The sequence below is a fragment of the Hymenobacter tenuis genome (genome assembly GCF_054780495.1).
This window is the reverse complement of the sequence record NZ_BAAGWF010000003.1, coordinates 442,477-464,921: the sequence shown is the minus strand read 5'-3', so window position 1 is coordinate 464,921 and position 22,445 is coordinate 442,477. Positions and strand designations below refer to the sequence as shown.

Below are 22,445 nucleotides of genomic sequence, written 5' to 3'. Positions count from 1 at the left end.
CTGAACCCCTGCCGCGTTCCGGTTTGGGAGTGCAAAAGTGCACGGTCGAAAGTTAACTTCCAAACCCACGCCCCACCTTTTTCGTTTAAGGCCACCTTACACTATACTCATACTTTACATTTTCATCAGTTGATCAGGCAGTTACTACAGTAAATTATCTAAAGCCAAATCTTACTTTATTGCTTCTGGAGCCAGTACTTCTGATAGAATAGGAGAAATGGTGCGCGGCCGTTGCAACTCATAGTGGTATACTACTCTGCCCAGAGCTGCTAGAAAGGGCATTCCGACAGATTCGTATTCGTATACTCCGTCATTGATGATGTTGTCGCTGTTGACATACAGCACAGCGCTGAGCATGAATTCTGTGCCGTGTTGCGGGTCAGCGAAATAGGCTACATCGGCCAGGTACCCGTGCGACATGCCTACTACATTATATATATAGAGGCTGGATGATGTAGCGCTCTTCGGGTTACGGCCATAATAGAGATACTTTTTATACGCATCAAAGTAGCGAGATGAGGTATACAGGGCGTAACCAGCACTGTGAGGCGTATTCCGAAGGTAATAGCGGAGAAAGGCATAGTCATCGGGCGTAAGAGAGAAGCGCTTCTCTGAGCCTACAGACTCCGGGAAGAGAACAGCTTTGAGCATATCGGTGCTATTCTGCAGCGGTAGGTAGTTAGCCGTAGTGAAGTCATAGGGGCTTGGCACTATGCGCCCACCTGCTTGGTGGGCCTTTCCCTTCCGGATGGGACCTAGCGGAAATGAAAAGGGCTTTGAGTTTACGGCAGCAGGTTGCTGATAGCATACAAGGCCACTGGTCGGGTTCCGGAATTCTATGGGATTAGTGTAGCGGTTAGCTCCTGTGTCGCAGGGAGCGAAACGGCGCACGATTCGAGCATCGGGATACCCTAGGGAGCTGAGGCGTTCATTGAGGGGCCGCTGGCCTAGAAACTCATACAGCCGGTTGTAGGCTTGGTTGTCGCTGACCAGCAACATCCGCTTGATATAATTACCGACGGTGTTTATTCGATCGGAGTCGGCGGACATGATGTAGGGTGCGGCCGTCTGGCATCGAAACGCTACTCCAGTAGCCATAGGCGAGCGGCGGGTAAGGCCAGGCCGACGTAGCGTATTTAGCTTTTCGAGGGCTAATGCGGCAACTGGCAGCTTAATTAGACTGGCCGGATTGAAGTACTGACGCGCATCGAGGCGAAAATCATGCTGCACGAAATGCGGCTGTTGCTGCGCATCGCGGTTGATTTGGGTATAGATGATTTGCAGCTCGTAGGTAGCGGCCCGCGTTGCTACTGGCAGAAGCTTTGGGTCGCTGCGAAGCAGGCTATCAAGCAAAGGGCTATTGGGAACCCGCCGACTCAAGGGAAGTGGATCTTGTGTCCGGAACCGTAAGCTGGTAAGACCGGTTCCGAGCAGTAGTGCCCCTAGCAAATACAGGAAGGCTTTTCGCTTCATACTAATAAGGTAGCAAAATCGCCTCTCCCCTACCCTTTCTGCACGCGTGAAGTCTTTGTTACAAAAGGGCAGCTACTATTAGCTTGTGGTAGCCAACACCAACAATTACTCTTGTAGCAGGCTAGCGCGCTGGGCCAGCAATAGGTTAGAGTCATTCTGCCGCCAGTTGTAGCCGGTGCCGAAGGGAAGAGGTCGGGGTTTGCTCACTGAATCGAGGTAGGCTGTGGTGAGGGCAGGTTGATAGAACTTGGCGAACAGATTGATGGGGCGCTTATAGGTGCCGTAAAACGTAAACTGCCAATCGGTGGGCTGGAAGTATTTCATGGCAATACCCGAGTCATCTTGCAACACGTAGTTGCTGCGTTCCAGAATCAGGTTGCGGACTTTGCTGAAGTAAGGCTTGTGCATGAGATAAGTAGCCGACTTGACATAGGTAGTCAGGGGGCCGAGGTTGCGCACGTAGGTAAGCGCCGCTTCTTTGGTGGTGCCCAGCTTCCAGTCGCTAAGGTCAGCAGAGAAATACACCAGCTTCTTTTCCTGGCCTTCCTTGGTTTTCAGCTTCAGCTCAACCCCCGGAATCACTTTTGGGCCCGGCTTGCGAATGAGGGCCGTATCGGCATCGAGGATTTCGCCGGCCAGTGAGAGCTGCACGTAACGCACCGCGGCGACCTGATGGTTGGTGCGCGCCGCAAACAGCATCAGGAGTGGCAAGGCGCCATCTAGCTCCACTGATTTGAGGTTAACGGCCATATCATTGGTCCGGAAGAAGCTGAAGTTCAGCACCGACCAGAGTGAGCCCTTCAGTTCCGTGAACAACTTCGGATTGGCGAGGGCTGCCTGAGACGGCAACGTGCCCACTGGCTCCAATCCAATCAGCACATATGTACTGCTTTCCGGAAACATGGTGGTAGCATTCAGGAAATCGGGCCCACTGAACGGGTAGAAAATAACCGGACTAGCCTTCTGCACAGCGGCAAGCTCCGATTGCGCCCAACTTTCAATTTTAGCGGTCCGGCTGCTATGGTAGGTAGTCCAGCTTTTGTCCGCGTCGGTGGCGTACGCTTGCCAAGCGGGCTGGGCCGTAAGCTCCTGTACGCTTTTATGGCTGGAAGGAAGGCCGGCGAGGTATGCGGCTACCGCCTGGGTAGTGGACGTATCTGCCGCAACCTCGGCTTTGGGGGTTGGGGCAGGCGCGGTGCCTAGTGAATCTGTAGGGGCGGCTGGAGCGGTTGCCGCAGGCTTTTCAGTTTTCGTGGAAGACTCGGAGCAGGAGGCCAAGCAGGCAACCAGAGCCGGCAACAGAAACCGGACAGCAGAAAAACGCATATCTATTTTAGAGTTGAGAAGAGGCGAAAGTAAGCACCTATCCGGATGATGCGAGTGCTTCGGGCTGGTGGCAGCAGAATTCCGTGACTAGGGCATCGTTTCAAGCAAAGCCACTGAGCGACATCAAATGCAGAACACCGGGCGACTATATACTAGGGTACCAACTACCCTGAAGTGCGGCTACGCGGCTGCGCGAGGCCGTCGGAAAACGTACTGACTAACAAAATACACTACCAGCCCCAACGCCAGCGTGCCCAAGCCATACAGCGTTTCGAGTGGCTTGTCTTGGGCAATAAACCGGAGCGTCCAGCCATTCAGCAGTAAAAACAGCAGAGGGGTGATGGGGTAGCCCCAGGCGCGGTAAGGGCGCGGCAGATCGGGCCGGCGTAAGCGCAGCACAAACAGTCCTAGCACCGTCAGGAATGTGAACAGGCTTAGCACAAATCCCGCGTACAGCAATACCTGCTCGAACGTAGCCGTCAGGATAAACACGAGGGTAAGTAGCGTTTGAAAGATGGTAGCCCGCACCGGAATACCCTTGGAGCTACGGTGCGCTAGGGGCCGCAAGGCCGGCAAGTCCTCGCCCATTACCTGCACAATACGTGGCCCCGCGAAAACCATGGAGCTGACCGTGGAGACGAGCAATACGGCAATGGCGCCGCCCATTAGCCGACCGGCCGCCGAGCCGAACAGCTCAGAAGCTACCACAAAGCCCACTTCTACCTGACCAGCCAGTTTAGGAAGAGGCGTTGAATACAGAAAGACGAAGTTGAGCGCTATATATAATAAGAGTACGATGGCCGTGCCCGTCAGCAGGATGCGTGGCAGGTTTTGTTGGGGCCGCGCCACCTCACCCGTGAGGTACACCGCTGCATTCCAGCCCGAGTAAGCATACGACACATACACCAACGAAACCGCAAAGGCAGGGCTGAGGAGCTGTTGCCAGTCGGAGGTGGCGTGGGGCAGAAAAGATAACGGTTGCGGAGTAGCCACCACCAGACCAGCCCCCACGAAAGCCACCAACACGGCTACTTTAATACCGGTTATAACCACCTGCACCCGGCTTCCAACCAGCCGATTGGTAGAGTGCACCACGGCCAGCGCCACTACCACGGCAACCGATAATGCCGGCGCCGAAACAGTTGGCCACACGCTCTGGGCATAGCGCCCCAGCGCCATGGCAGCTAGGGCCGTGGGAGCCGCAAACCCCACCGTAGCCGATACCCAGCCCGATAAAAACCCAACAGCCGGATGATAAATCTGGGATAGGTAATGGTATTCTCCACCCGAGCGGGGCATAGCAGCAGCTAGCTCGCCGTAGCTCAAGGCGCCACACAACGCAATAAGGCCTCCAACAGCCCATAGCATAAGCAGCGCAAAACCGCTCTGAATGCTTACTACCTGAAATCCGAGGCTGGTGAAAACTCCTGTTCCCACCATATTGGCCACCACAATGGCAATGCCCGCCAGAACGCTGATTTTGTAGGTAGAAGCAGAAGTTTGAGCCATGCGGAAGAAGTATTGAGTGCTAAAGATGCAGCTATTGCCTGCAATACTAGCCTTCCTCTCATGCAAAGAGCCTCACCGGGCAAAGCAAACCCATCAGATTTCTGACAGACCGCTCTTCCCGATAAGGCTCTTTCGCGGCCCTAGGCATGCCAAAAGCCGGAAGTGTTACTATAGGTGTTTACACCTGCACCACTTTAGGACGCTTGTACAGCGGCACGGTGCTGCATGGCTCGCCATACATAATGCTGCTCGCAACGGGGAGTAGCTTTTGCATAATGGCCACATATGCGTAGGTAGGCACGGGTTTGTCGCCACAGCCTTTTACTACCAGCTTAGCATCCTGATACTGCTTCGGGTCAATGGCAGCAATGGCTTCATGAAACAGCTCTTGCTCCAGCGCTTCTAGGCTACCAAAGGTGTACCGATGGGCATGGTTTTGCAGCTTACTGGCCAGCAGCATATAGGCCCAGGTAGGCACAATAGCATCGGCCGAGCAGATGATGGCCACGTTCTTGCCATCATACTGGCTCCAGTCGTGGGTTTTAATGAATTCGCGGAAATCCTTCTCACGCAGCATCAGGCCGTGGAACAAGTTTTCCTTGATATCGTACACTACCCGCTCGCCCGGATGGATAAAATCCTCTAGGTTAAGTGTGGTAAGGGCGCTTTGCGCTACGCGGTTAACAAATTCTTCCATGATGAAGTAGCAGTAAAAAGCTTGAGGCGTAAAAGATGAGCAGACGAATCAATGCTCTAGCCCGCATGCATTAGGTTCTTGGTTTGGGAGTAGTTGTGTATACTTCCTTGAGGTAGAATGGCTCGTAGTACGCTACGCTGCGGAACTCCTGCCGCTCATACGCACCCAACGCCAGCGCCCCTACTGATACGGCCGAGGGCTCAATACCAGCAAGAAAGCCTGCTTGAGCAGATGCGTTTACCAAAGGCTGAAACTTTGCTGCTCCGTTTCCAAAGAATAACACCGAGTGGTGGGCCAATTGTTCGGCCAAGGTGTGCTCATCTAAAAGCAGGGGCGTGGGAGCTAGCACTTCAGTGCCGTCGTGGCGGTAGAGGCCAGCGTATACTTCCATCCGGCGAGCATCCAGCATGGGGCAAAACAGAAACTGCTCCGGCCGCGCCGTAACGGCAGCTACTTGGTGAGCGAGGCTTTGCAGCGTACTTATAGCTAGTAGCGGAATATCCAGCGCATAACACAAGCCTTTCGCGGCGGCAGCCCCAATGCGCAACCCCGTGTACGAGCCCGGCCCATCTGAAACGGCAACTGCCGCTAGGTCCGGTAGCGTATGCAAGCTGTTTTCGAGTAGCTGATGTACTAGCACGCTCAGGTGCGAAGAGTGCGACTTCTCCAGCCGCAACTCCGACTGGCCCACTAGTTTTCCGGTATCAATACGGTGCAGGGCAACGGAGCAGACAGGCGAAGACGTTTCGAGGGAAAGTAGCAGTGTGGGCATGGGGCAAAGGTACGGCTGCCACGCAGAAGCTACTTTCTACTGCGTAATTTTCTCACTGCTGCTGCCTCCACACCTTATTCAAGCGTGGCTGAATAAACCACAAACCAATAGGCCAGAATAAGAACAATATCAGAGTGCCGAAATAAAATCCGAACTCAGGTTTGCGTTTTTTTTCAATAGCAACAAGAGATACGGCGAGAAACCAAGGTACATGTATCATGGCGAAGAAAAAGTAGAAACCGGGAAGTGCTTCTACACCTTGTGCATGATAAGTATGATTTCCCATCAGAATTGCTGAAGAAGCACAACTAACAGCAACCAGGAATATATTGATCAAAAACCACGTCAGGCTATATTCTATTTCACGCGGCATATGCGAAAACAGAGTATTACCCATTACAGCAAACCAAACGAAGTAAAGGCAGTAACCTATAGCACCGACTATCCCTGTAAGCAATGCAGAGTCCTCGATGGTGAAATTCGTCAAAAACAATGCTACCACTGTCATCAGGAAAACTTGCCAATGCTTCGCACGCAGTATAAAATCACTCATCTAAACCCAGGTTAAACAGAAAAAGCAGCCCGAAGATGAGGCTGCTTTCTATGTTTTCAATACTAGGGATCCTACTTACCGCCGGCGGTGCTGCGTTTCGCTTCCGGGCGCGTCTTGGCTTCTACAGTGCCCGGCTTGAGCAAAGCGGCATAGCGCGACTGGTCGTTGAGCACGTTCATGGCCATCAGGATGTTGGGGTCGTCATCGAAGCTAGCTTCTACGCTTCCCTTCTGGAAATAATAGCGCGACACGATTTCCTGCTCCAGCAGCTCCTTAATTTCGGGCTTGAAGCGCATCAGGTCGTTGGCTTTGTTAGTGGTTACCTTTTTACGCATGGCTTCCAGTTCAGCCTTTACATCGTCGTAGTGCTTTTCTTCCTTCACTTTCTTAGAGAGGTCGGCTAGCGCTTTTTCGGCGTCGGTGCTGTAGTTGATGTCCTTACCCTTGAGGTAATCAACAAATTTCTGGTAGTCGGCTTCCGTGAGCTTGAATTGCCGGGCAGCGGCAATGGTTGGGTGCTCAGCCCGGTACCGGGTAGCATAGTCGAAGAGGTAGCTCTTCTGCAAAATCACGCGAGTAACGTCGGCAATTTCCCGGTCCTGCACCTCTACGTCAGGTGCTACTCCTCCCCCATCGAATACAGTGCGGCCAGCCAACGTTTTGAAAGCCGTACGCAATGAGTCGGGCACTTTGCCTAGGGTGCCATCATCGGCGCGGTGCGTGTAATCTATTTCCTGAATGCAGCGTCCGCTCGGAATGTAATACTTAGCAGTGGTTACTTTCAGCTGGGAGTTGTAGCTCAGCGGACGGGTAGCCTGCACAAGGCCTTTCCCAAACGTCCGCTCTCCCACCAGCACGGCCCGGTCGTAGTCCTGTAGCACACCCGACACAATTTCAGAGGCAGAAGCAGAACGGTTGCTGGTGATAACCACCATCGGAATCTGAGTGTCCAAGGGAGCGTCCAGAGCCTTATAGGTCTTGTTCCAGTCGGAAACTTTGCCTTTGGTGCTCACGATATCCTTGCCCTTGTCCACGAACAGGTTGGAGATATTTACGGCTTCGTTGAGCAGTCCGCCGGGGTTGTCCCGAATATCGAACACCAGCTTTTTGGCGCCTTGCTCCTTGAGTTTGGCCACGGCCAGCCGTACTTCCTTGCCGGCATCTACCGTAAAGCCTGAGAGCTGAAAGTAGCCAATTTCGGGCGTCAGCATGCCGTAATAGGGCACGTTATCTACCTGAATCTTGTCGCGGGTGATGTTAATTTCAACGGGCGCATCCTGGCCGTAGCGCGTTACCATCAGCTTTACCTGAGAGTTGGCCTGGCCTTTCAGCAGCTTGCTAATGTCAGCGTTGGTTTTTTTATCAACCGCAACGCCATTAATGCTCAGTATTTCGTCGCCGGGTAGGAGTCCGGCCTTCTGAGCTGGGTAGCCCTCATATGCCGATTGCACTACCGTACGGCTGTTGCGCTTCACTACTACCGCGCCAATGCCACCGTACTGCCCCGTCGTGAGCGTGCGAAAATCCTCGATATCGTCTTCGGGAATGTAATTGGTGTAGGGGTCCAGCGACTTGAGCATCGCATCAATACCCGTCTTCACCATTTTTGCGGGCGGCACCTCGTCTACGTAATACGTATTCACTTCCTTGAACAGGGTAGCGAAAATGTCGAGGTTCTTGGCTATTTCGAAATACCGCTCATTATCACTAGCCGAGCGGAACGATACGAGTAGAGCAGCCCCACCTAGCAAGGCAGTAGCTACCAAAGATTTTTTGCGCATAAACGGGGCTGAAAGCAACTAAACGACCCTACAGTTTGCCTCGCTGCCGGGTTCCACTTTCAGGTGAACCTTCCGGACGACGAGCCATTTGTACCTAAGAACCGGCAGCTCGCTCAGGAGTTGCACCGGTCTCGGTGAGCAAACGCTCTAGCCCTGAAATTAATTTTTTTTCAACCAGCGTGAAAGGCTTTTTTTCCTTTCCGGAATAGATAATTGCCAACTGCCCAATACGGTGTCCACCGGCAGCTTCTACTAACCTATATTTATTTAGGCGATACGCCTCGCGCATCAGGCGCTTAAGATAATTGCGGTCAACGGCGCGCTTAAAGCTGCGCTTGCTGACGCTCACCAGCACCTGCGGCGGCGCGGTGCTGAACTCCGCTGCTGGTAGCCATACCAACCGCAGGGGGTATAAACCAAAAGAAGAACCCCGGCCGAAAAGCTCTTCAATAAGCTTTTTACGACACAGATGTTCTTCTTTTGGAAACGAGTAGGAGCGCGCCCCCAGCGTGGTGTTCATCGGCGGGAGCGGCGGCTGCACAGGCGCCGGCAGCGGCTTAGCGCTTATGACGACCTTCGTCGGATACGGTCAGGCGCTTGCGGCCTTTAGCACGACGACGAGCGATTACGCTACGGCCGTTAACGGTCTCCATACGCGAGCGAAAACCGTGCTTGTTGCGGCGCTTGCGCTGCGAGGGCTGAAAAGTACGTTTCATGATATTGTTAAGTGACTCAGTGACAGGTAAGGCCGGCAAAGGTAACTGTATGATTTGAAAAAGGCAATGCCTTAGGCGGCTTTTTATGGCCTAATGTATTTCGGGTCACCGCAAATTGGCCCGCTGGCTTCGGTGCTTTTCTGCCTAATAACGTAGGGAAACCAACGGGGGCGCCCCCGCAAATTCGTAGCTTTACGTCAGGTTTACCGGCCTCTGCCGCCCCACGCTTCCATGATTCACTACCACGTTTCGTTTGAGAACCCGCTTACCTTCTACGTTCAGCTTCAAATGACCTTTGAAGTGGCTTCATCGGCCACAGAGGCGCTGGAACTACAGCTTCCGGCGTGGCGCCCAGGCCGCTATGAGCTTCAAAATTTTGCGCAGAAGCTGCAACACGTGGTGATTGAAGATGCGGCTACCGCGCAGCCCTTTAGTACCCGGAAGGTAACCAAGGACCGGTGGCAGGTAACGGGGGCAGCCGGGCGTACGGTGCGCGTGCGCTACAACTTCTACGCCCACCAAATGGACGCCGGTGGCTCGTGGCTGGATGAAACGCAACTATATCTGAACCCGGTGCAGGGCTTCATGTATGTGGAAGGCCGCCAGCAGGAAACCTGCCAACTGACGCTGGATTTGCCCGACGGCTGGCAGATTGCCTGCGGCCTGCCCCAAAGCGGACCCAACACGCTGCAGGCCCAAAGCTTCGACCACCTCGCTGACTCGCCGCTGATTGCCAGCCCTACACTGCAATACCGCAACTACGAGGTAAACGGCCTGCCTTTCTACATCTGGATTCAGGGTGAGTGCCCGGTTGACTGGGCACAACTGGTGCAGGATTTCCGGGCCTTCAGTGCTGAGCAGCTGGCCTTGTTCGGCTCTTTTCCGGCCCAAGACTATCATTTTCTCAACCAAATTCTACCCTACCCTCATTACCATGGCGTAGAGCACCTGAACTCTACTGTTATCACGCTAGGCCCCGCTGAGTTGCTCATGACGGAGGGGCTGTATAAGGAGTTGCTGGGTGTAAGCTGCCACGAGCTGTTTCACGCCTGGAATATCAAAAGCATTCGGCCCGCCGAAATGCAGCCGTACGACTACGCCAGGGAAAACTACTTCCGGACGTGTTTCATTGCGGAAGGCATTACTACCTACTACGGCGAGTATCTACTAGCCCGTGCGGGCGTTCGAACTGTTGACCAGTATTTCCAGGAGCTGAATACGGTGCTGCGCAAGCACTTTGATGATTACGGCCGCTACCACCTTTCCGTAGCCGATGCCAGCATGGACCTGTGGCTGGATGGCTACAAGCCCGGCATCCCGGACCGGAAGGTATCAGTGTATCATAAAGGAGCATTGGTAGCGCTGCTACTTGATTTGACATTGCGCCAGTTGTCCAACCACCAGCGCAGCCTTGATGATGTAATGCGTCGCCTTTGGGAGGAGTTTGGTCAAACTGGCATCGGGTACACTGAGGAAGATTATATCCGTATTGTGAAGGAAACCGCCGGGCGCGACATGCAGGCGTATTTCGATAAATTTATTTACGGCACAGCTCCGCTGGAAGAGCCCCTGAATCGGGTGCTGGGCTTTGTGGGCTGCCGGTTGCAGATAGAGGAAAATGCCTCGGCTTCGGAAGGTACGTATGGCTTCCGCACCAATGTCAAGAATGAGCGGACGCAGGTGTTAAGCATTCTGCCTGACTCGCCGGCGGCCTTAAGCCTGACGGTTGATGATGAGATTGTGGCTGTGAATGGACGCCGGGTGGATATGAACCTGCACAACCTACTCAGCGACGGAGCCGACCAACACGAAATAACGGTGTTTCGCCAAAACCGGCTGGTAACGGTGCCGTTGGTAGCTGACCCGGGCCATCGGTTCTGGCAGAAGGTGACGGTAGAGAAACTGGCCGTTACTACTCCAGAGCAGCAAGCCAGCTTCCAGAAGTGGATCAAGCAGGATTTCTAGCACTGCTGGCCTCATCTTCCTTTTCACGTTGCGCTCCGAGCCGGCCCGTTACTAGCCTTGCCCACACCACCAAGCCTCCTTCTCAACCCAGCCCAAAATGAATACCCCCAGCGCCTGGTCAGGGCGAAATAAACAACCCCTGTGCTCGGAATTCCGCGTAAATTCATGAAGAGCGGAACTCTATTGCTGCATTTTCCTTTTCGCTCCCTGTCCACCAGACGTCACGCATTTCGAATCAAGCCTACCCTACTCATGTTTCGGTTTCGTACCGTGGCGGCCGTGTTGCCGCTGGTCGTGGCAATGCCAGCCTGTTCGCTGCGCATGCAGCCGGCTGAAAAGCCGCGGCCAAATATTGCGGTGCAGCCCTTGCCGGCGCCAAAACCTCCGCGCATCTACCGCCTTGAGCACCTAGACACCCTAGTGCAGCTGCCAGGCCGGGTGCTGCGGATATATCCGGCGGCCCGGCCCGTATATGAAAAGCTGCCTAGCCCCACGTGGGTGCTACCTGACCCGGCATCGGCAGCGGAGGAAGAGTCGTTTCTGGATTTTGCGGCCGAAGAAAAGCGCCGCCTCATTAAGGCAGGCCCGCGGGTAGTACGCACCGGACGGGCTTTGCGCCTGCGCCCCACGGCCGCCGCGGAAGTGCGCCTCGTAAATAACCCCGTAGAAGACGAGCGCAATGTGGCTTTTGAGTACCTAGCCACACTGCCCGAAATAAAGCAGTGGCTTGTTTCGGTGCACTTATACGAGGGTGGCTACTACCTGCTGGTAGACCAGCGGACTGGCCGCCGAACGCAGCTCATGGCCCCGCCCGTAATAGCGCCCGATGGCCAGCATTTTGTGTGCGGCAACTCCGATGTTCTGGCCCGTTTTGAGCCTAGTGGCCTGCAGCTATGGTCGATGGATGGGGGAACGCCCCACTTGCTATGGGAACGCCAAACGGAATGGGGCTGCACGCAACCGCGCTGGCTCGACAACAAAACCATCTTGTTTGAGCAAGACTTCTTCGATAAAGGCGATGTGGACACCCGGGTGGTACGGCTGAAGGTGGTTCCCTAGCCCTCATCTATTCCCAAACCTGCCTTACGTAAAAAAGCCCTCCCACTTGATGTGGGAGGGCTTTTTTGCTTAGTGCTTTAATTACTTCTGATTTTGCTGACTTGGATTCGGGTTGTGGCGGGGCTTGTTCGCCTGTGTGGTCCGCTCTTTTTCGCTGTCGCCGCCACCGGGGGCATTATTCCGGGTGTGGTTGCCGGCTTCATCGAGGCCGTTCTGGTTGCTGTTCTGTACCTGAGTGCCACCGCTGTTAGAGTGGCTGCGGGTTTCCGGATCTACGGGCGCGGCGTTGGGTTGCATAGCGTCGGGACCCTGAGGTGTATTCTGCTTTTTATCGGAAGGCTTGTTTTGCTGATCTTTCATGGCGGTGGGTGCTTAAGTGAAAAAATCTACTCACTTGTACCCGCTTGCCTACCACAAGGTTGCGAGAAGCTTCACCTCCTGCGCCGCGCCTTCCTAGGTCGTCTGTCTCCTCAAACCCATACCATACCTCCTTGTACGGTTTAGCTTAGCCGCACCCAACACCAGCCACCGTATTGGCCACAAAAAACCCTGACCGGTTTATGGTCAGGGTTTTATAAAAAGCCGGTTACTACTTATACGTTCTGTACGGCGGTGGCTGGAACCACCGCTACCAGGTCAGCAAACTGCTGCTCGCGGGCCTCAATTTCTTCCTGCGACAAGTTCAGCAACCGCTCGGTGCCGAATTTCTCTACGCAGAAGGAAGCCATAGCTGAGCCGTGAATTACGGCACGCTTCATGTTCTCAAAGCTGATGTCGTCGGTTGCAGCTAGGTGGCCGATGAAGCCACCCGCAAACGTGTCGCCGGCGCCGGTGGGGTCAAATACTTCTTCCAGGGGCAAAGCAGGCGCATAAAACACCTTGTTCTTGTGGAACAGCAGGGCACCGTGCTCACCTTTTTTGATGATGAGGTACTTCGGCCCCATATCCATGATGATTTTAGCGGCTTTCACCAACGAGTGCTGGCCGGAAAGCTGACGGGCTTCTTCATCGTTAATGCTGAGCACATCCACCATTTCAATGGTAGTTTTCAGCTCCTCCATGGCCACATCCATCCAGAAGTTCATCGTGTCCATCACGATGAGCTTGGGGCGGTTGATGAGGCGCTGAATCACGAGGCGCTGAATCTGGGGCGTGAGGTTGCCCAGCATCAGGTATTTGCAATCCTGGTAAGAGTCCGGGATGATCGGGTCGAAATCGGCCAGTACGTTCAGCTCGGTTACTAGGGTCTCGCGCGAGTTCAAGTCGTTCGCATACTTACCCGACCAGAAAAACGACTTCTCTCCTTCCTTGATCTGCAGGCCTTCGGTATCAACGCCATGCTCTTGCAGCAACAAAATATCAGACTGCGCAAAGTCGTCGCCGACTACTGCTACTACCTTCACAGGTTTCACGGAGTAGGAGGCCGACAGGCCGATGTACGTGGCCGCGCCACCAACAATCTTGTCGGTTTTGCCGAAGGGCGTTTCCAGGGCGTCAAACGCCACGGTTCCGATAACAACCAGACTCATAGGTCAGAGGGGTAAAAGGTGATTCATGCACTACACTGTTGCCGCTGCAACACCACAAATATCCAAATCCTTCCGGAAAGGCCGGAAAAAGAGCCTGACATGCAGCAATCAGCAAATAAAAAGGCCTCTACTGTGGAGCAGAGGCCTTCTTGATGGGTAAATAATGGGGCTCGAACCCACGACCTTCGGAATCACAATCCGACGCTCTAACCAGCTGAGCTATATCTACCATGTTGGGTATTGGAGTCACAAAAGTAGCGCCCAGCCGCTGATTTGCAAAAAAATGTGCGAGTTTTTTTGTGTTAGCGCTGTAAGTAGCTGGCACGCTGAGTTTCCGGCTTGCTAGCAACCGCACGCTGTTCTGCTAGCGTAGTTCTCCGCCTTGAATGACTACCCGAACTGTGGTATCTTCCCTAGGTCCATTTTGTATTTGAACTTCCGCCGCCGGTATTCCCCGTACCTTTGTGGTTCGTAATACCCTTTTGTCATGTCCGATACGCCGCAGTCCGTTTCCTTTGCCGATTTTAAGCTCAACAAGCAACTCCTCACTGCCGTGGCAGAAGCGGGGTTTGAGCAGCCCACCCCCGTGCAGGAGCAGACGATTCCGCTGTTGCTGGCCGGCCATGATGTACTAGGCATTGCCCAGACCGGAACCGGCAAAACGGCCGCGTTCGGACTGCCCCTGCTCATGAAGGTGAAATACGCCCAGGGTATTCATCCGCGGGCCCTTATTCTGGCCCCCACGCGGGAGCTGGCCATGCAGCTAGAAGCCCATATCAAGAAGCTGGCCGTGTACACCGATCTGCGCATCTTCGCCATTTACGGGGGCCTGGGCCCCAAAACCCAGATTGAAACCATTGCTAAGGGCGTTGATATTCTGATTGCTACGCCGGGCCGACTGATGGAAATTTATCTGCGCGGCGACTTGGTGTTGAAAGAGCTTAAGACGTTGGTGCTGGATGAGGCCGATAAGATGATGGATATGGGCTTTATGCCCCAGATCCGGCGCATTCTGGAGGTGATTCCGCGCAAACGGCAGAACGTGCTGTTCTCGGCGACTATGCCCGATAAGGTGACCACCCTGAGCGAGGAGTTTTTGGAGTTTCCGGTGCGCGTGGAGGTAACGCCGGCCGCTACTTCGGCTCAGAACGTGAGCCAGACCTTGTACGAGGTTCCGAACCTGATTACCAAGATCAACCTACTGGAGTACCTGATGCTGGACTGGGACACGTTCCACCGCGTTATGATTTTCACGCGTACCAAGGAGCACGCCGATAACGTAGCCAGCTTCCTGCAGCGCAAAGCCCACGGCGAGGTGCGGGTTATTCATGGTAACAAAGGCCAGAACGTGCGCATCAACGCCATGGAAGCCTTCAAGACTGGTGAAATTCGATTCCTGGTTTCTACCGATGTAGCAGCCCGTGGCATTGATGTGCCCCAGGTAAGCCACGTTATCAACTTCGACGTGCCGCTGGTGTACGACGACTATGTGCACCGCATTGGCCGTACGGGCCGGGCCCAGCACACGGGTGCGGCCATCACCTTCGCCAATGAGGCCGAAATGCACCACATGCAGCAAATTGAGGAACTGATTCGGCAGCCTATTCCGCTGCTGCCCCTGCCCCCGGAGGTAGTGGTAGTCAAGACCTCTTTCGATGAGCAACAGGGCATGGACCGGGAAAAGGACGAGCGCCGCAAGCGCGAAGACCCCAACTTCCAGGGCGCCTTTCATGAGCGCAAAGAGTGGATTAAGCCCGGCGTGACCATTGACAAGCGCACGGGCAAAGAGTTTATGGCCGGACCTAACCGCAGCAAGAAGGGTAGCAAAGCCAATCCGTCGAAAGGCAAAGCATCTTCGCACTCTTCTAAAGCCTTCCGCGCCGCTCAAGGCCGCGCCCGTAGCCGCCGGAGCAAGTAACCCATTCCAACAGTACAACGCCCTAGTAAAACCCGATGCCACGTGTAGGCAGGTTTTACTAGGGCGTTTTCGTGCTTAAACCGAAACGGTTCAGAAGCTATGAAGGCCTAGTGAAAGGCGCTTAGCGGTAGTGGTCGAAAATGGGAAGGTGGCTGAACTTAACGGCCAGCAGGGTAAATGTGATGCCCCAAAGCGCCGCGCTCCAGAGCATGTGCACCAGAATACGCCAGCGCGGTACGTGCAGCTGGGTGGCAATAACGGTACCTCCGATAGGACTGAACAGGATGGGTGTGAGAAAGGCAATGCCTACCATCCCGAAACGGCGGTAGATGCGCACAATGCCCCGGCTGCGGCGGTTGAAAAGCGGCTTGCCCTTTTCTTCCCGCTTACGCCGCAAATGCAATGCCCACACCCGCCCGATTCCGGAAATCAGAATTACCGTCGTCATCATGCCGGCTACTGAGAGGCCCCAGATCAGGCCTATTGGCAAGCCCGCTGCTACGCCCGCAATGGGCGCGGCCACGAACTTGAACATGCCAATGGCGAAAACTGAAGCGTATTTGAGCAGGGCAGGCAGCACGATGAAAAGTCAGATAAACGAAACGCTAGTGCATGAACGCACCAGTAAGGTGAACAGGTTCAGAACAGCTGGTCCGTAAAAATCAGATGTTTAGGAAAAACAAGCAACTTGATTAGCTACGCAAGCCTAGTAACCCTACAGTTTGCTACCGTATGACAGGTCACCGGCGTCGCCGAGGCCGGGCACAATGTAGGCTTGGTCGTTGAGGCCTTGGTCGATGGCGGCTACCCACAAGGTGGCTTCCGGCACTTCGCGCGTTACGTACTCCACGCCCTGCGGACTGGCAATAACGGCCGCTATATGTACTTGCCGGGGCGTGCCGAAGCGCAGCATGGCCCGGTACGTTTGCACCAACGACTTGCCCGAAGCCAGCATGGGATCTACCAGAATCAGGACGCGTTCATCCAGACTAGGGGCCGATAAGTAGTCAACCTGCACTTGTACTTGGGCGGTACCCTCGATGCGGTATGCGGCCGCAAATGCCGAAGGCGACTGATCAAAATAATTCAGAAAACCCTGGTGAAACGGCAGCCCGGCGCGCAGTACAGTGGCCAGCACCGGAAAATCGTGGAGCAGCTTGCCGCTCGACTCGCCCAGGGGCGTCCGCACGGTTTGGTCGGTATAGCTGAGCTGGGAGCTGATTTTGTAGGCAATGATTTCGCCGAGGCGCTGCAGGTTGCGCCGGAAGCGCAGCGAATCCTGCTGTACGGTCACGTCGCGCAGCTCCGCCAAAAAGTGGTTGGCAATAGACGGCTCAGCGCACACCTCGTGAACGCGGCTATAGTCAGCAGCGGTGGCAGATGGGTTAGTCGGGTTAGGAGTCAGCGCATCCATTTCAGATACCAGGGGCGTTTGGTGAAGGATAAGGCCACGTACGGAACGGGCGCGGCCCCGAAATTGGCGAAAAAACGAGCAATCGACGGTATCATTCCACCTTCAAAATCAAGAATACTCCCAGGGGTGCCGGCATAGCGCCAGATTAAGTGGTCGAGGAGCAGCAATGGGGCATGCATCTTTTTGCCCGTCACCGAAGCGCCCGCAAATAAGTAAATGACACCTCCGGCGTGCAGCACAAACACCGCTCCGGCCAGCAGCTCCTGGGTGCTAGGGTGGCGCACCTCAAAGATGCTGATAGCACTTCGCTGCTGAAGCGCGGCCACCAGGCGCCGCAGCTGTTGGTAATGACGACTCCGTAAGCCAGCCGCTTTTCCTGTCTGCTGCCGAAACAAGCTGATCAGATCATCCGCCTGCTGCGTTTCCGCAACCTGCAATGGCTGTGCTTGTCGTTGGTTTAAGCGCAGGCGGCGCCTGTAATCAGGCGTGTAGCCCGCCCACAACGCTGCATACTCAGGGCCCAGGCTAAGCTGATATGTTACTCGCTGGGCCGCGGCAAAACCGGCGGGCGGCGCTACTAGGGTGTTGGCCGAGTTCAACTGCAGAAACAGCCTAGTGAAATGCCCGGGCAGTAATGCTAAGTACTCTGAAAGGTCCTTGTGTTGGCTTAGAGGGGTAGTAAACAGCCCCAGTTGCTGCGTAAAGTGAGGCTGTACTACTTCTCGGCCCCAAAGGCGCCGCTTTACTGGCAACGGTAGCACCGAGAGGTAGCGGCCCGTGGCGGCGTCCTGCTCCACTACCGCATCCCAGCGGCCAGCCGTGGCCGCCAGCCACCACGAATGCGCGTAGGGCACCTTCTGCTGGGCTTCGGCTACGCAGGCATCCCAGGCATCCAAATCAAGCTCATGGTGGCGAAGCAGGTGCAGCGGCATGCAGCAAAGGTAGAAGTGCGCTTCACCTTTTGATGCCCAGGCAACGCACCCGACCTGGCAACGCGCCACACCATAATTCATCAACCGGCGTTACTAGGCCACACGCCCCCGCAAAGCCCTTCAGTACAAGCGAACTGCGCCGGTAATGCTGGGAGTAGCACCTAATCTTGTGGCATCTGCGTAGGTTTGCCTACCCATGCGCCAGATTTGGCGTACACGGCTCTGCTTATGAGAAAATCCTACCTACTCACACTCTTCCTATCGGGCCTGCTGGCTACTACTGCCGCAGCCCAAACTACCCCTACACCACCCGCCGACGGACTGGGCAACTGGCGCATATACAACGAGCCGCCAAAGCCAGAGTCAGCGCCTGAGCCCAAAACTACCATGGGCACCACCTTTGTGCCTTTGGATGCGGATGTCTATCGGCTGATCGACCGGTATGTGATCAAGCTCGGGCCCGATTCGCTGAGCGACCCACACACTTCCGTGCGGCCGTACACACGGGCCGCCGTGGCCCGGCTGGCCGAGCGCATTTTGCAGGACTCAGCCGCGGGCCTGTCGCGCCAGGATAGGTTTAACCTCCGCTACTTGCTGCGCGACAATTGGCACAATACGCAGCAGGCTACGGAAATCAACCAGCGCGAAAAGCCGATTCTGAAGTATTTTTATCAGCGTCCTTCCGACCTGTATAGCGTCGAGACGCCTGACTTCACGCTGCGCATAAACCCAGTGCTCGGGCTGGGATTGGGCAATAATGATGGCTCTAAGAACTACACCTTTCTAAACACGCGCGGCGTACAGGTAGAAGGTACCATTGACGAGCGGCTGGGCTTCTATACCTTCCTGGCCGATAACCAGATGGCCGTGCCGCTGTACGTACAGAACCGCATTGAGCGTGACTTGAATGTACCGCACGAAGGCTTCTGGAAACCGTTTAAAAACCAAAGTGGCCAATACGACTTCCTGTCGGCGCGGGGTTACCTTACATATGCGGCCAGCAAGCACATCAGCCTGCAGTTCGGTCACGACCGCAACCAAATCGGGAACGGCTACCGCAGCTTGCTTCTGTCTGATTACTCAGCGCCCTACTTATTCCTGAAGGTGAACACGCGCGTCTGGAAGTTCCATTACCAGAACCTGTTCACCCAGATGGTGGCCGACGACCCCAGCCGTGATGCTTCCTATGAGCGGAAATACATGGCCATGCATCACCTCAGCTTCGATGTTCTGCCAAACCTGAATGTGGGCGTGTTCGAAAGTGTGATATTCAGCGGTTATAAGGAGGTCACCGATTATGTAGATCATGACGGAAAGGACAGCACTGCATTAGTACCCCGAACTAGGCAGCGCCGGCGCGGTTTTGAGCTGCAATACCTCAACCCGGTTATTTTCTACCGGCACGTCGAGCAAGCAATCGGGTCTGAGGACAATGCATTGCTAGGCCTTGATTTCAAGTGGAACATCAAGAACCGCGTGCAGCTCTACGGCCAGCTCATGCTGGATGAATTTAGAATCAATGATATTCTCAGCGGTAAGGGCTCTTGGGCCAATAAGCAGGCCTTCCAGCTGGGCGGTAAGTACGTGGATGCCGTCGGCATCAAAAACCTTGATCTTCAGGGTGAATTCAACTATATCCGTCCCTACCTCTACCAACATCAGGATAAGTACCGCAACTACCAGCACTACCAGCAGCCTATGGCTCACCCCATGGGTGCTAACCTCTGGGAGCTGATTGGCATTATGAGCTACCAGCCCCTACCCCGCCTGAACCTGGTAGCCAAGGGTTTCTTCATTAAGCAAGGCCTTGACCCCGAGGGTCAGAACTACGGCTCGAATGTGCTGCTGCCCTACACCAACCGCCCCCTCGATGCCAACGGCAACATCCGGGAAGATGGGTTTGTCATTGCCAGCGGCCCTACCTCCTACCTATTCCACGGCGACCTGACAGGCAGCTGGCAGGCGGCGCACAACCTCTGGCTCGATGGCAAGGTGGTGTACCGCAACCGCACCCTGAACCAGGCGGTACCCTACTTCACAGAAAGCAGCGGCGTGCTGGCTTCCGTAGGGCTGCGCTGGAACATTGCTCAGCGCCTCCACGAATTTTAACCCAAGAGTCTGCTGCCGTTCTGCGCGCTACAGCACTAGGCTCCGCAAACCCTACAACCGTTTAGGCGGTTTGGGAGCTTGCGGAGCCTAGTGCGTGTAAAGCAGTTGTTTTAAACTACCGGAAAAAGCGGTAACCTTCCGCCGCAGGTTTGTGCCACCAACTGCCATCGGTCCCTGAACCATCAACGGTACATGGCGCACCATTCTTTCATACCTTCTCGCTACCCCCTTATGCGTCATGAACCGGCTGCCGTGCTTCTGTATCGCCCAGTCAATCAACAGGAGTTAGATCTGATTGCGGCTTCAGGATGGCTGGAGTTTCCGCCGCGCCTACCAGAGCAGCCATTCTTCTATCCAGTAATGAACGAGGCGTACGCCACGCAAATTGCCCGCGACTGGAACGTGCCTTATTACGGCGTGGGCTATGTGTTGCGGTTTGCCATTGAGGCCGACTACGCTAGCCTGTTCCCGGTGCAGAACGTGGGTGGCCCGGTGCACGATGAATTATGGGTACCGGCTGAAGAACTAGCCGAATTCAACAAGCACATCATGGGGCAAATTGAGGTGGTAGGCGTTTTCAAATCAGAGTAAAAAACAAGACCAAGGCTACCGATAGATCATAAAGGCCACGCATCAAGTACCGATGCGTGGCCTTTATGCTTGTTAGGGGGCTAGTAAATAAGCCCGGTTTAGCGGGTTGCTGTGCTAGCCCGCCGGATGCCGTACCTTTGCGCCTTCCGATGAAGACCTACCTCCGCATTCTGCAATACGCCCGCCCGTGGGCTGTCTTTCTGCCGCAATACCTACTGTATACGGTCCTGACTATCCTGTTCAGTATTGCCAACTTTACCCTCATCATTCCGCTGCTGAAGGTGCTGTTCGACAAAACGGATACCGTAAAGCTGCAAGCTCCCACTCAGTTGCCGGCATTCCAGCCAACAATTCAGTGGGTGACTGATACGTTTTACTATTTCTTCGCCGATGTCTTGAACGCGAAAGGCAAGCTAGGAGCCTTGGCGTTTGTGTGCGTGGTAGTAGTTGTATCGGTGCTCTTGAGCAATGTATTTCGATACCTAAGTCTGCGGCTGCTAGCACAGGTACGGTCTCGCGTTATCCGGAACCTGCGTCGCGACTTGTATCACCGCATTGTAGGGCTGCAACTAGGTTTCTTCAGCAACGAGCGGAAAGGTGACCTGATGTCGCGCTTTACCTCCGATGTGCAGGAAGTGGAAACCTCAGTGGTCAATACCATGACGGCGGTTATCAAGGAGCCCCTGACCATTATTGCCTACTTCGCGGTCCTGTTTCACATTTCCGTACCCCTGACGCTGTTTACCTTGATTCTGCTCCCGATTTCGGGTGGCATTATTGCCACGGTAGCCAAGCGTCTGCGCACGCAGGCCAAGCAAAGCCAGAGCACCCTGGGCACTATGCTTTCCGTGATTGATGAGACCCTGGGCGGCATTCGGGTTATCAAGGCCTTTAATGCGCAAGACTACATCAAAGGCAAGTTTGAAGACCAGAACGACCAATACGCGCGCACTTCCCGCGCCATTGATAATACCCGCGACCTGGCCTCGCCCTTCTCGGAGTTTGCCGGCGTATCGGTGGTAGCAGGGTTGCTGTATTTTGGGGGCACCCTGATTTTGGGTGGGCAGTCGAACCTAACCGGCGAAACGTTTATCGGCTACGTGATTTTGTTTTCACAGGTACTCACGCCAGCCAAAGCCCTGTCTGCCTCCTTTGGCAACATTCAGCGCGGGCTAGTGGCCGGCGAGCGGGTGCTCAGCATTATCGATACCGAGCCCCTGATTCGGGATAAGCCCAACGCCAAAACACTCCCCCCCTTCGAGCACCAAATCGAGTTGCGCAACCTGCAGTTCGGCTACGGCGATACGCCCGTGCTCCAGGATATCAACCTAACCATCAGGAAAGGCAAAACCGTGGCGCTGGTGGGCCCCAGCGGCGGCGGCAAAAGCACCCTCGCCGATTTACTACCCCGCTTCTACGATCCAACCGGCGGCCAGCTGCTCATTGATGGCCACGATGTGCGGGAGTGCACCATTCACTCCGTCCGCGACCAGATGGGCATTGTCACGCAGGAAAGCATTCTGTTTAATGATACCATCTTCAACAACATCCGCTTTAACACCGAGGCCACCGAAGCAGAAGTGATAGAGGCCGCCCGCATTGCCAATGCCCACGATTTTATTACGGCTACGCCGGAGGGCTACCACACCGTCATTGGGGACCGGGGCAGCCGGCTTTCGGGTGGGCAGCGGCAGCGTCTGAGCATAGCGCGCGCCATCTTGCGCAATCCGCCCATCCTGATTCTGGATGAGGCCACCTCCGCCCTCGATACGGAAAGCGAAAAACTGGTACAAGAAGCCCTGACTCGGCTGATGCAGAACCGCACCTCGCTCGTTATTGCCCACCGCCTGAGCACCGTACAGCACGCCGATGAGATTGTGGTGCTGCAGCACGGCCGCATTGTGGAGCGCGGTACGCATGAGCAGTTGCTGCGCAACGAGCGGGGCCTCTACAAACGCCTGAGCCTGATGCAGACGTCGAATGCGGCGCTGGTGTAGCTTGACCGACGTTAGCACCTAGGGCAGCAAACCCTGCTACCCGCTATAAGCTGAGTGGTAATTACCGCTTTCCCATATCCAAAACACTATATTTAGTCCACTTA

The 22,445-nt window shown here is 55.0% G+C and carries 20 protein-coding genes and 1 tRNA gene; 6 read left to right on the top strand and 15 right to left on the bottom strand.

Features of this window, described 5'->3' with window-relative positions:
* Positions 1-171: 171 nt before the first annotated feature.
* The 9 genes from ACYVGU_RS13485 to rpmH form a co-directional block, all read right to left on the bottom strand.
* Positions 172-1,473: a serine hydrolase gene (locus ACYVGU_RS13485; RefSeq protein ID WP_460622504.1), complete on the bottom strand. Its 1,302-nt coding sequence runs from the start codon at positions 1,471-1,473 to the stop codon at positions 172-174.
* A 105-nt stretch (positions 1,474-1,578) separates the two neighbouring features.
* The gene (locus ACYVGU_RS13480; protein ID WP_460622503.1) at positions 1,579-2,799 is read right to left on the bottom strand and encodes a hypothetical protein; all 1,221 of its coding nucleotides are present in this window, start codon (positions 2,797-2,799) and stop codon (positions 1,579-1,581) included.
* Between the two features lie 180 nt (positions 2,800-2,979).
* Positions 2,980-4,308, bottom strand: a complete 1,329-nt coding sequence (locus tag ACYVGU_RS13475; protein WP_460622502.1) for an APC family permease — start codon at positions 4,306-4,308, stop codon at positions 2,980-2,982.
* A gap of 178 nt (positions 4,309-4,486) precedes the next feature.
* Positions 4,487-5,005: a DUF2480 family protein gene (locus ACYVGU_RS13470; RefSeq protein ID WP_460622501.1), complete on the bottom strand. Its 519-nt coding sequence runs from the start codon at positions 5,003-5,005 to the stop codon at positions 4,487-4,489.
* Positions 5,006-5,075: 70 nt separating this feature from the next.
* Positions 5,076-5,777: a tRNA threonylcarbamoyladenosine biosynthesis protein TsaB gene (gene tsaB, locus ACYVGU_RS13465; RefSeq protein WP_460622500.1), complete on the bottom strand. Its 702-nt coding sequence runs from the start codon at positions 5,775-5,777 to the stop codon at positions 5,076-5,078.
* A gap of 52 nt (positions 5,778-5,829) precedes the next feature.
* Positions 5,830-6,330, bottom strand: a complete 501-nt coding sequence (locus tag ACYVGU_RS13460; RefSeq protein WP_460615167.1) for a hypothetical protein — start codon at positions 6,328-6,330, stop codon at positions 5,830-5,832.
* Positions 6,331-6,401: 71 nt separating this feature from the next.
* Positions 6,402-8,111 (bottom strand): S41 family peptidase, encoded by a 1,710-nt coding sequence (locus ACYVGU_RS13455; protein ID WP_460615166.1) that lies wholly within the window; start codon positions 8,109-8,111, stop codon positions 6,402-6,404.
* A 94-nt stretch (positions 8,112-8,205) separates the two neighbouring features.
* Positions 8,206-8,631 carry a ribonuclease P protein component gene (locus tag ACYVGU_RS13450; RefSeq protein ID WP_460615165.1) on the bottom strand — a complete coding sequence of 142 codons (426 nt, stop codon included), beginning with the start codon at positions 8,629-8,631 and terminating at the stop codon, positions 8,206-8,208.
* A gap of 37 nt (positions 8,632-8,668) precedes the next feature.
* A complete protein-coding gene (gene rpmH / locus ACYVGU_RS13445; RefSeq protein ID WP_044000868.1) occupies positions 8,669-8,827 on the bottom strand; it encodes a 50S ribosomal protein L34 in 159 nt (52 codons plus the stop codon).
* Positions 8,828-9,058: 231 nt separating this feature from the next.
* Here rpmH and ACYVGU_RS13440 point away from each other — a divergent pair, with 231 nt between their 5' ends.
* A complete protein-coding gene (locus tag ACYVGU_RS13440; RefSeq protein ID WP_460622499.1) occupies positions 9,059-10,792 on the top strand; it encodes a M61 family metallopeptidase in 1,734 nt (577 codons plus the stop codon).
* 252 nt (positions 10,793-11,044) lie between these two features.
* A complete protein-coding gene (locus ACYVGU_RS13435) occupies positions 11,045-11,851 on the top strand; it encodes a hypothetical protein (RefSeq protein ID WP_460622498.1) in 807 nt (268 codons plus the stop codon).
* 81 nt (positions 11,852-11,932) lie between these two features.
* Here ACYVGU_RS13435 and ACYVGU_RS13430 read toward each other — a convergent pair whose 3' ends face one another.
* From ACYVGU_RS13430 to ACYVGU_RS13420, 3 genes are all read right to left on the bottom strand, one after another.
* Entirely contained in the window at positions 11,933-12,211 is a 279-nt protein-coding gene (locus ACYVGU_RS13430; RefSeq protein ID WP_460615162.1) for a hypothetical protein, read from the bottom strand.
* 233 nt (positions 12,212-12,444) lie between these two features.
* Positions 12,445-13,380, bottom strand: coding sequence for a carbohydrate kinase family protein (locus tag ACYVGU_RS13425; protein WP_460615161.1), 936 nt, complete (start codon positions 13,378-13,380; stop codon positions 12,445-12,447).
* Between the two features lie 155 nt (positions 13,381-13,535).
* Positions 13,536-13,609 (bottom strand) — tRNA-His (locus ACYVGU_RS13420).
* 258 nt (positions 13,610-13,867) lie between these two features.
* Between ACYVGU_RS13420 and ACYVGU_RS13415 the strand changes: the two genes are divergently transcribed.
* On the top strand, positions 13,868-15,298 hold the full coding sequence (locus ACYVGU_RS13415; RefSeq protein ID WP_460615160.1) for a DEAD/DEAH box helicase: 1,431 nt from the start codon (positions 13,868-13,870) through the stop codon (positions 15,296-15,298).
* Between the two features lie 121 nt (positions 15,299-15,419).
* Here ACYVGU_RS13415 and ACYVGU_RS13410 read toward each other — a convergent pair whose 3' ends face one another.
* The 3 genes from ACYVGU_RS13410 to ACYVGU_RS13400 all read right to left on the bottom strand — a co-directional run bounded on the left by ACYVGU_RS13410 (position 15,420) and on the right by ACYVGU_RS13400 (position 17,644).
* Positions 15,420-15,878 (bottom strand): hypothetical protein, encoded by a 459-nt coding sequence (locus tag ACYVGU_RS13410; protein WP_460615159.1) that lies wholly within the window; start codon positions 15,876-15,878, stop codon positions 15,420-15,422.
* Positions 15,879-16,013: 135 nt separating this feature from the next.
* Entirely contained in the window at positions 16,014-16,712 is a 699-nt protein-coding gene (gene upp / locus ACYVGU_RS13405) for a uracil phosphoribosyltransferase (protein WP_460615158.1), read from the bottom strand.
* Positions 16,700-17,644 carry a GNAT family N-acetyltransferase gene (locus ACYVGU_RS13400; protein ID WP_460622497.1) on the bottom strand — a complete coding sequence of 315 codons (945 nt, stop codon included), beginning with the start codon at positions 17,642-17,644 and terminating at the stop codon, positions 16,700-16,702. The genes upp and ACYVGU_RS13400 overlap by 13 nt, the downstream gene beginning before the upstream one ends.
* Positions 17,645-17,872: 228 nt before the next feature.
* On the opposite strand from ACYVGU_RS13400, the gene ACYVGU_RS13395 reads away from it, so the two are divergent.
* The 3 genes from ACYVGU_RS13395 to ACYVGU_RS13385 all read left to right on the top strand — a co-directional run bounded on the left by ACYVGU_RS13395 (position 17,873) and on the right by ACYVGU_RS13385 (position 22,341).
* On the top strand, positions 17,873-19,753 hold the full coding sequence (locus tag ACYVGU_RS13395) for a hypothetical protein (RefSeq protein WP_460622496.1): 1,881 nt from the start codon (positions 17,873-17,875) through the stop codon (positions 19,751-19,753).
* 231 nt (positions 19,754-19,984) lie between these two features.
* On the top strand, positions 19,985-20,344 hold the full coding sequence (locus tag ACYVGU_RS13390; RefSeq protein ID WP_460622495.1) for a hypothetical protein: 360 nt from the start codon (positions 19,985-19,987) through the stop codon (positions 20,342-20,344).
* 149 nt (positions 20,345-20,493) lie between these two features.
* Positions 20,494-22,341, top strand: coding sequence for an ABC transporter ATP-binding protein (locus ACYVGU_RS13385; RefSeq protein ID WP_460622494.1), 1,848 nt, complete (start codon positions 20,494-20,496; stop codon positions 22,339-22,341).
* The last annotated feature ends 104 nt before the right edge of the window (positions 22,342-22,445 follow it).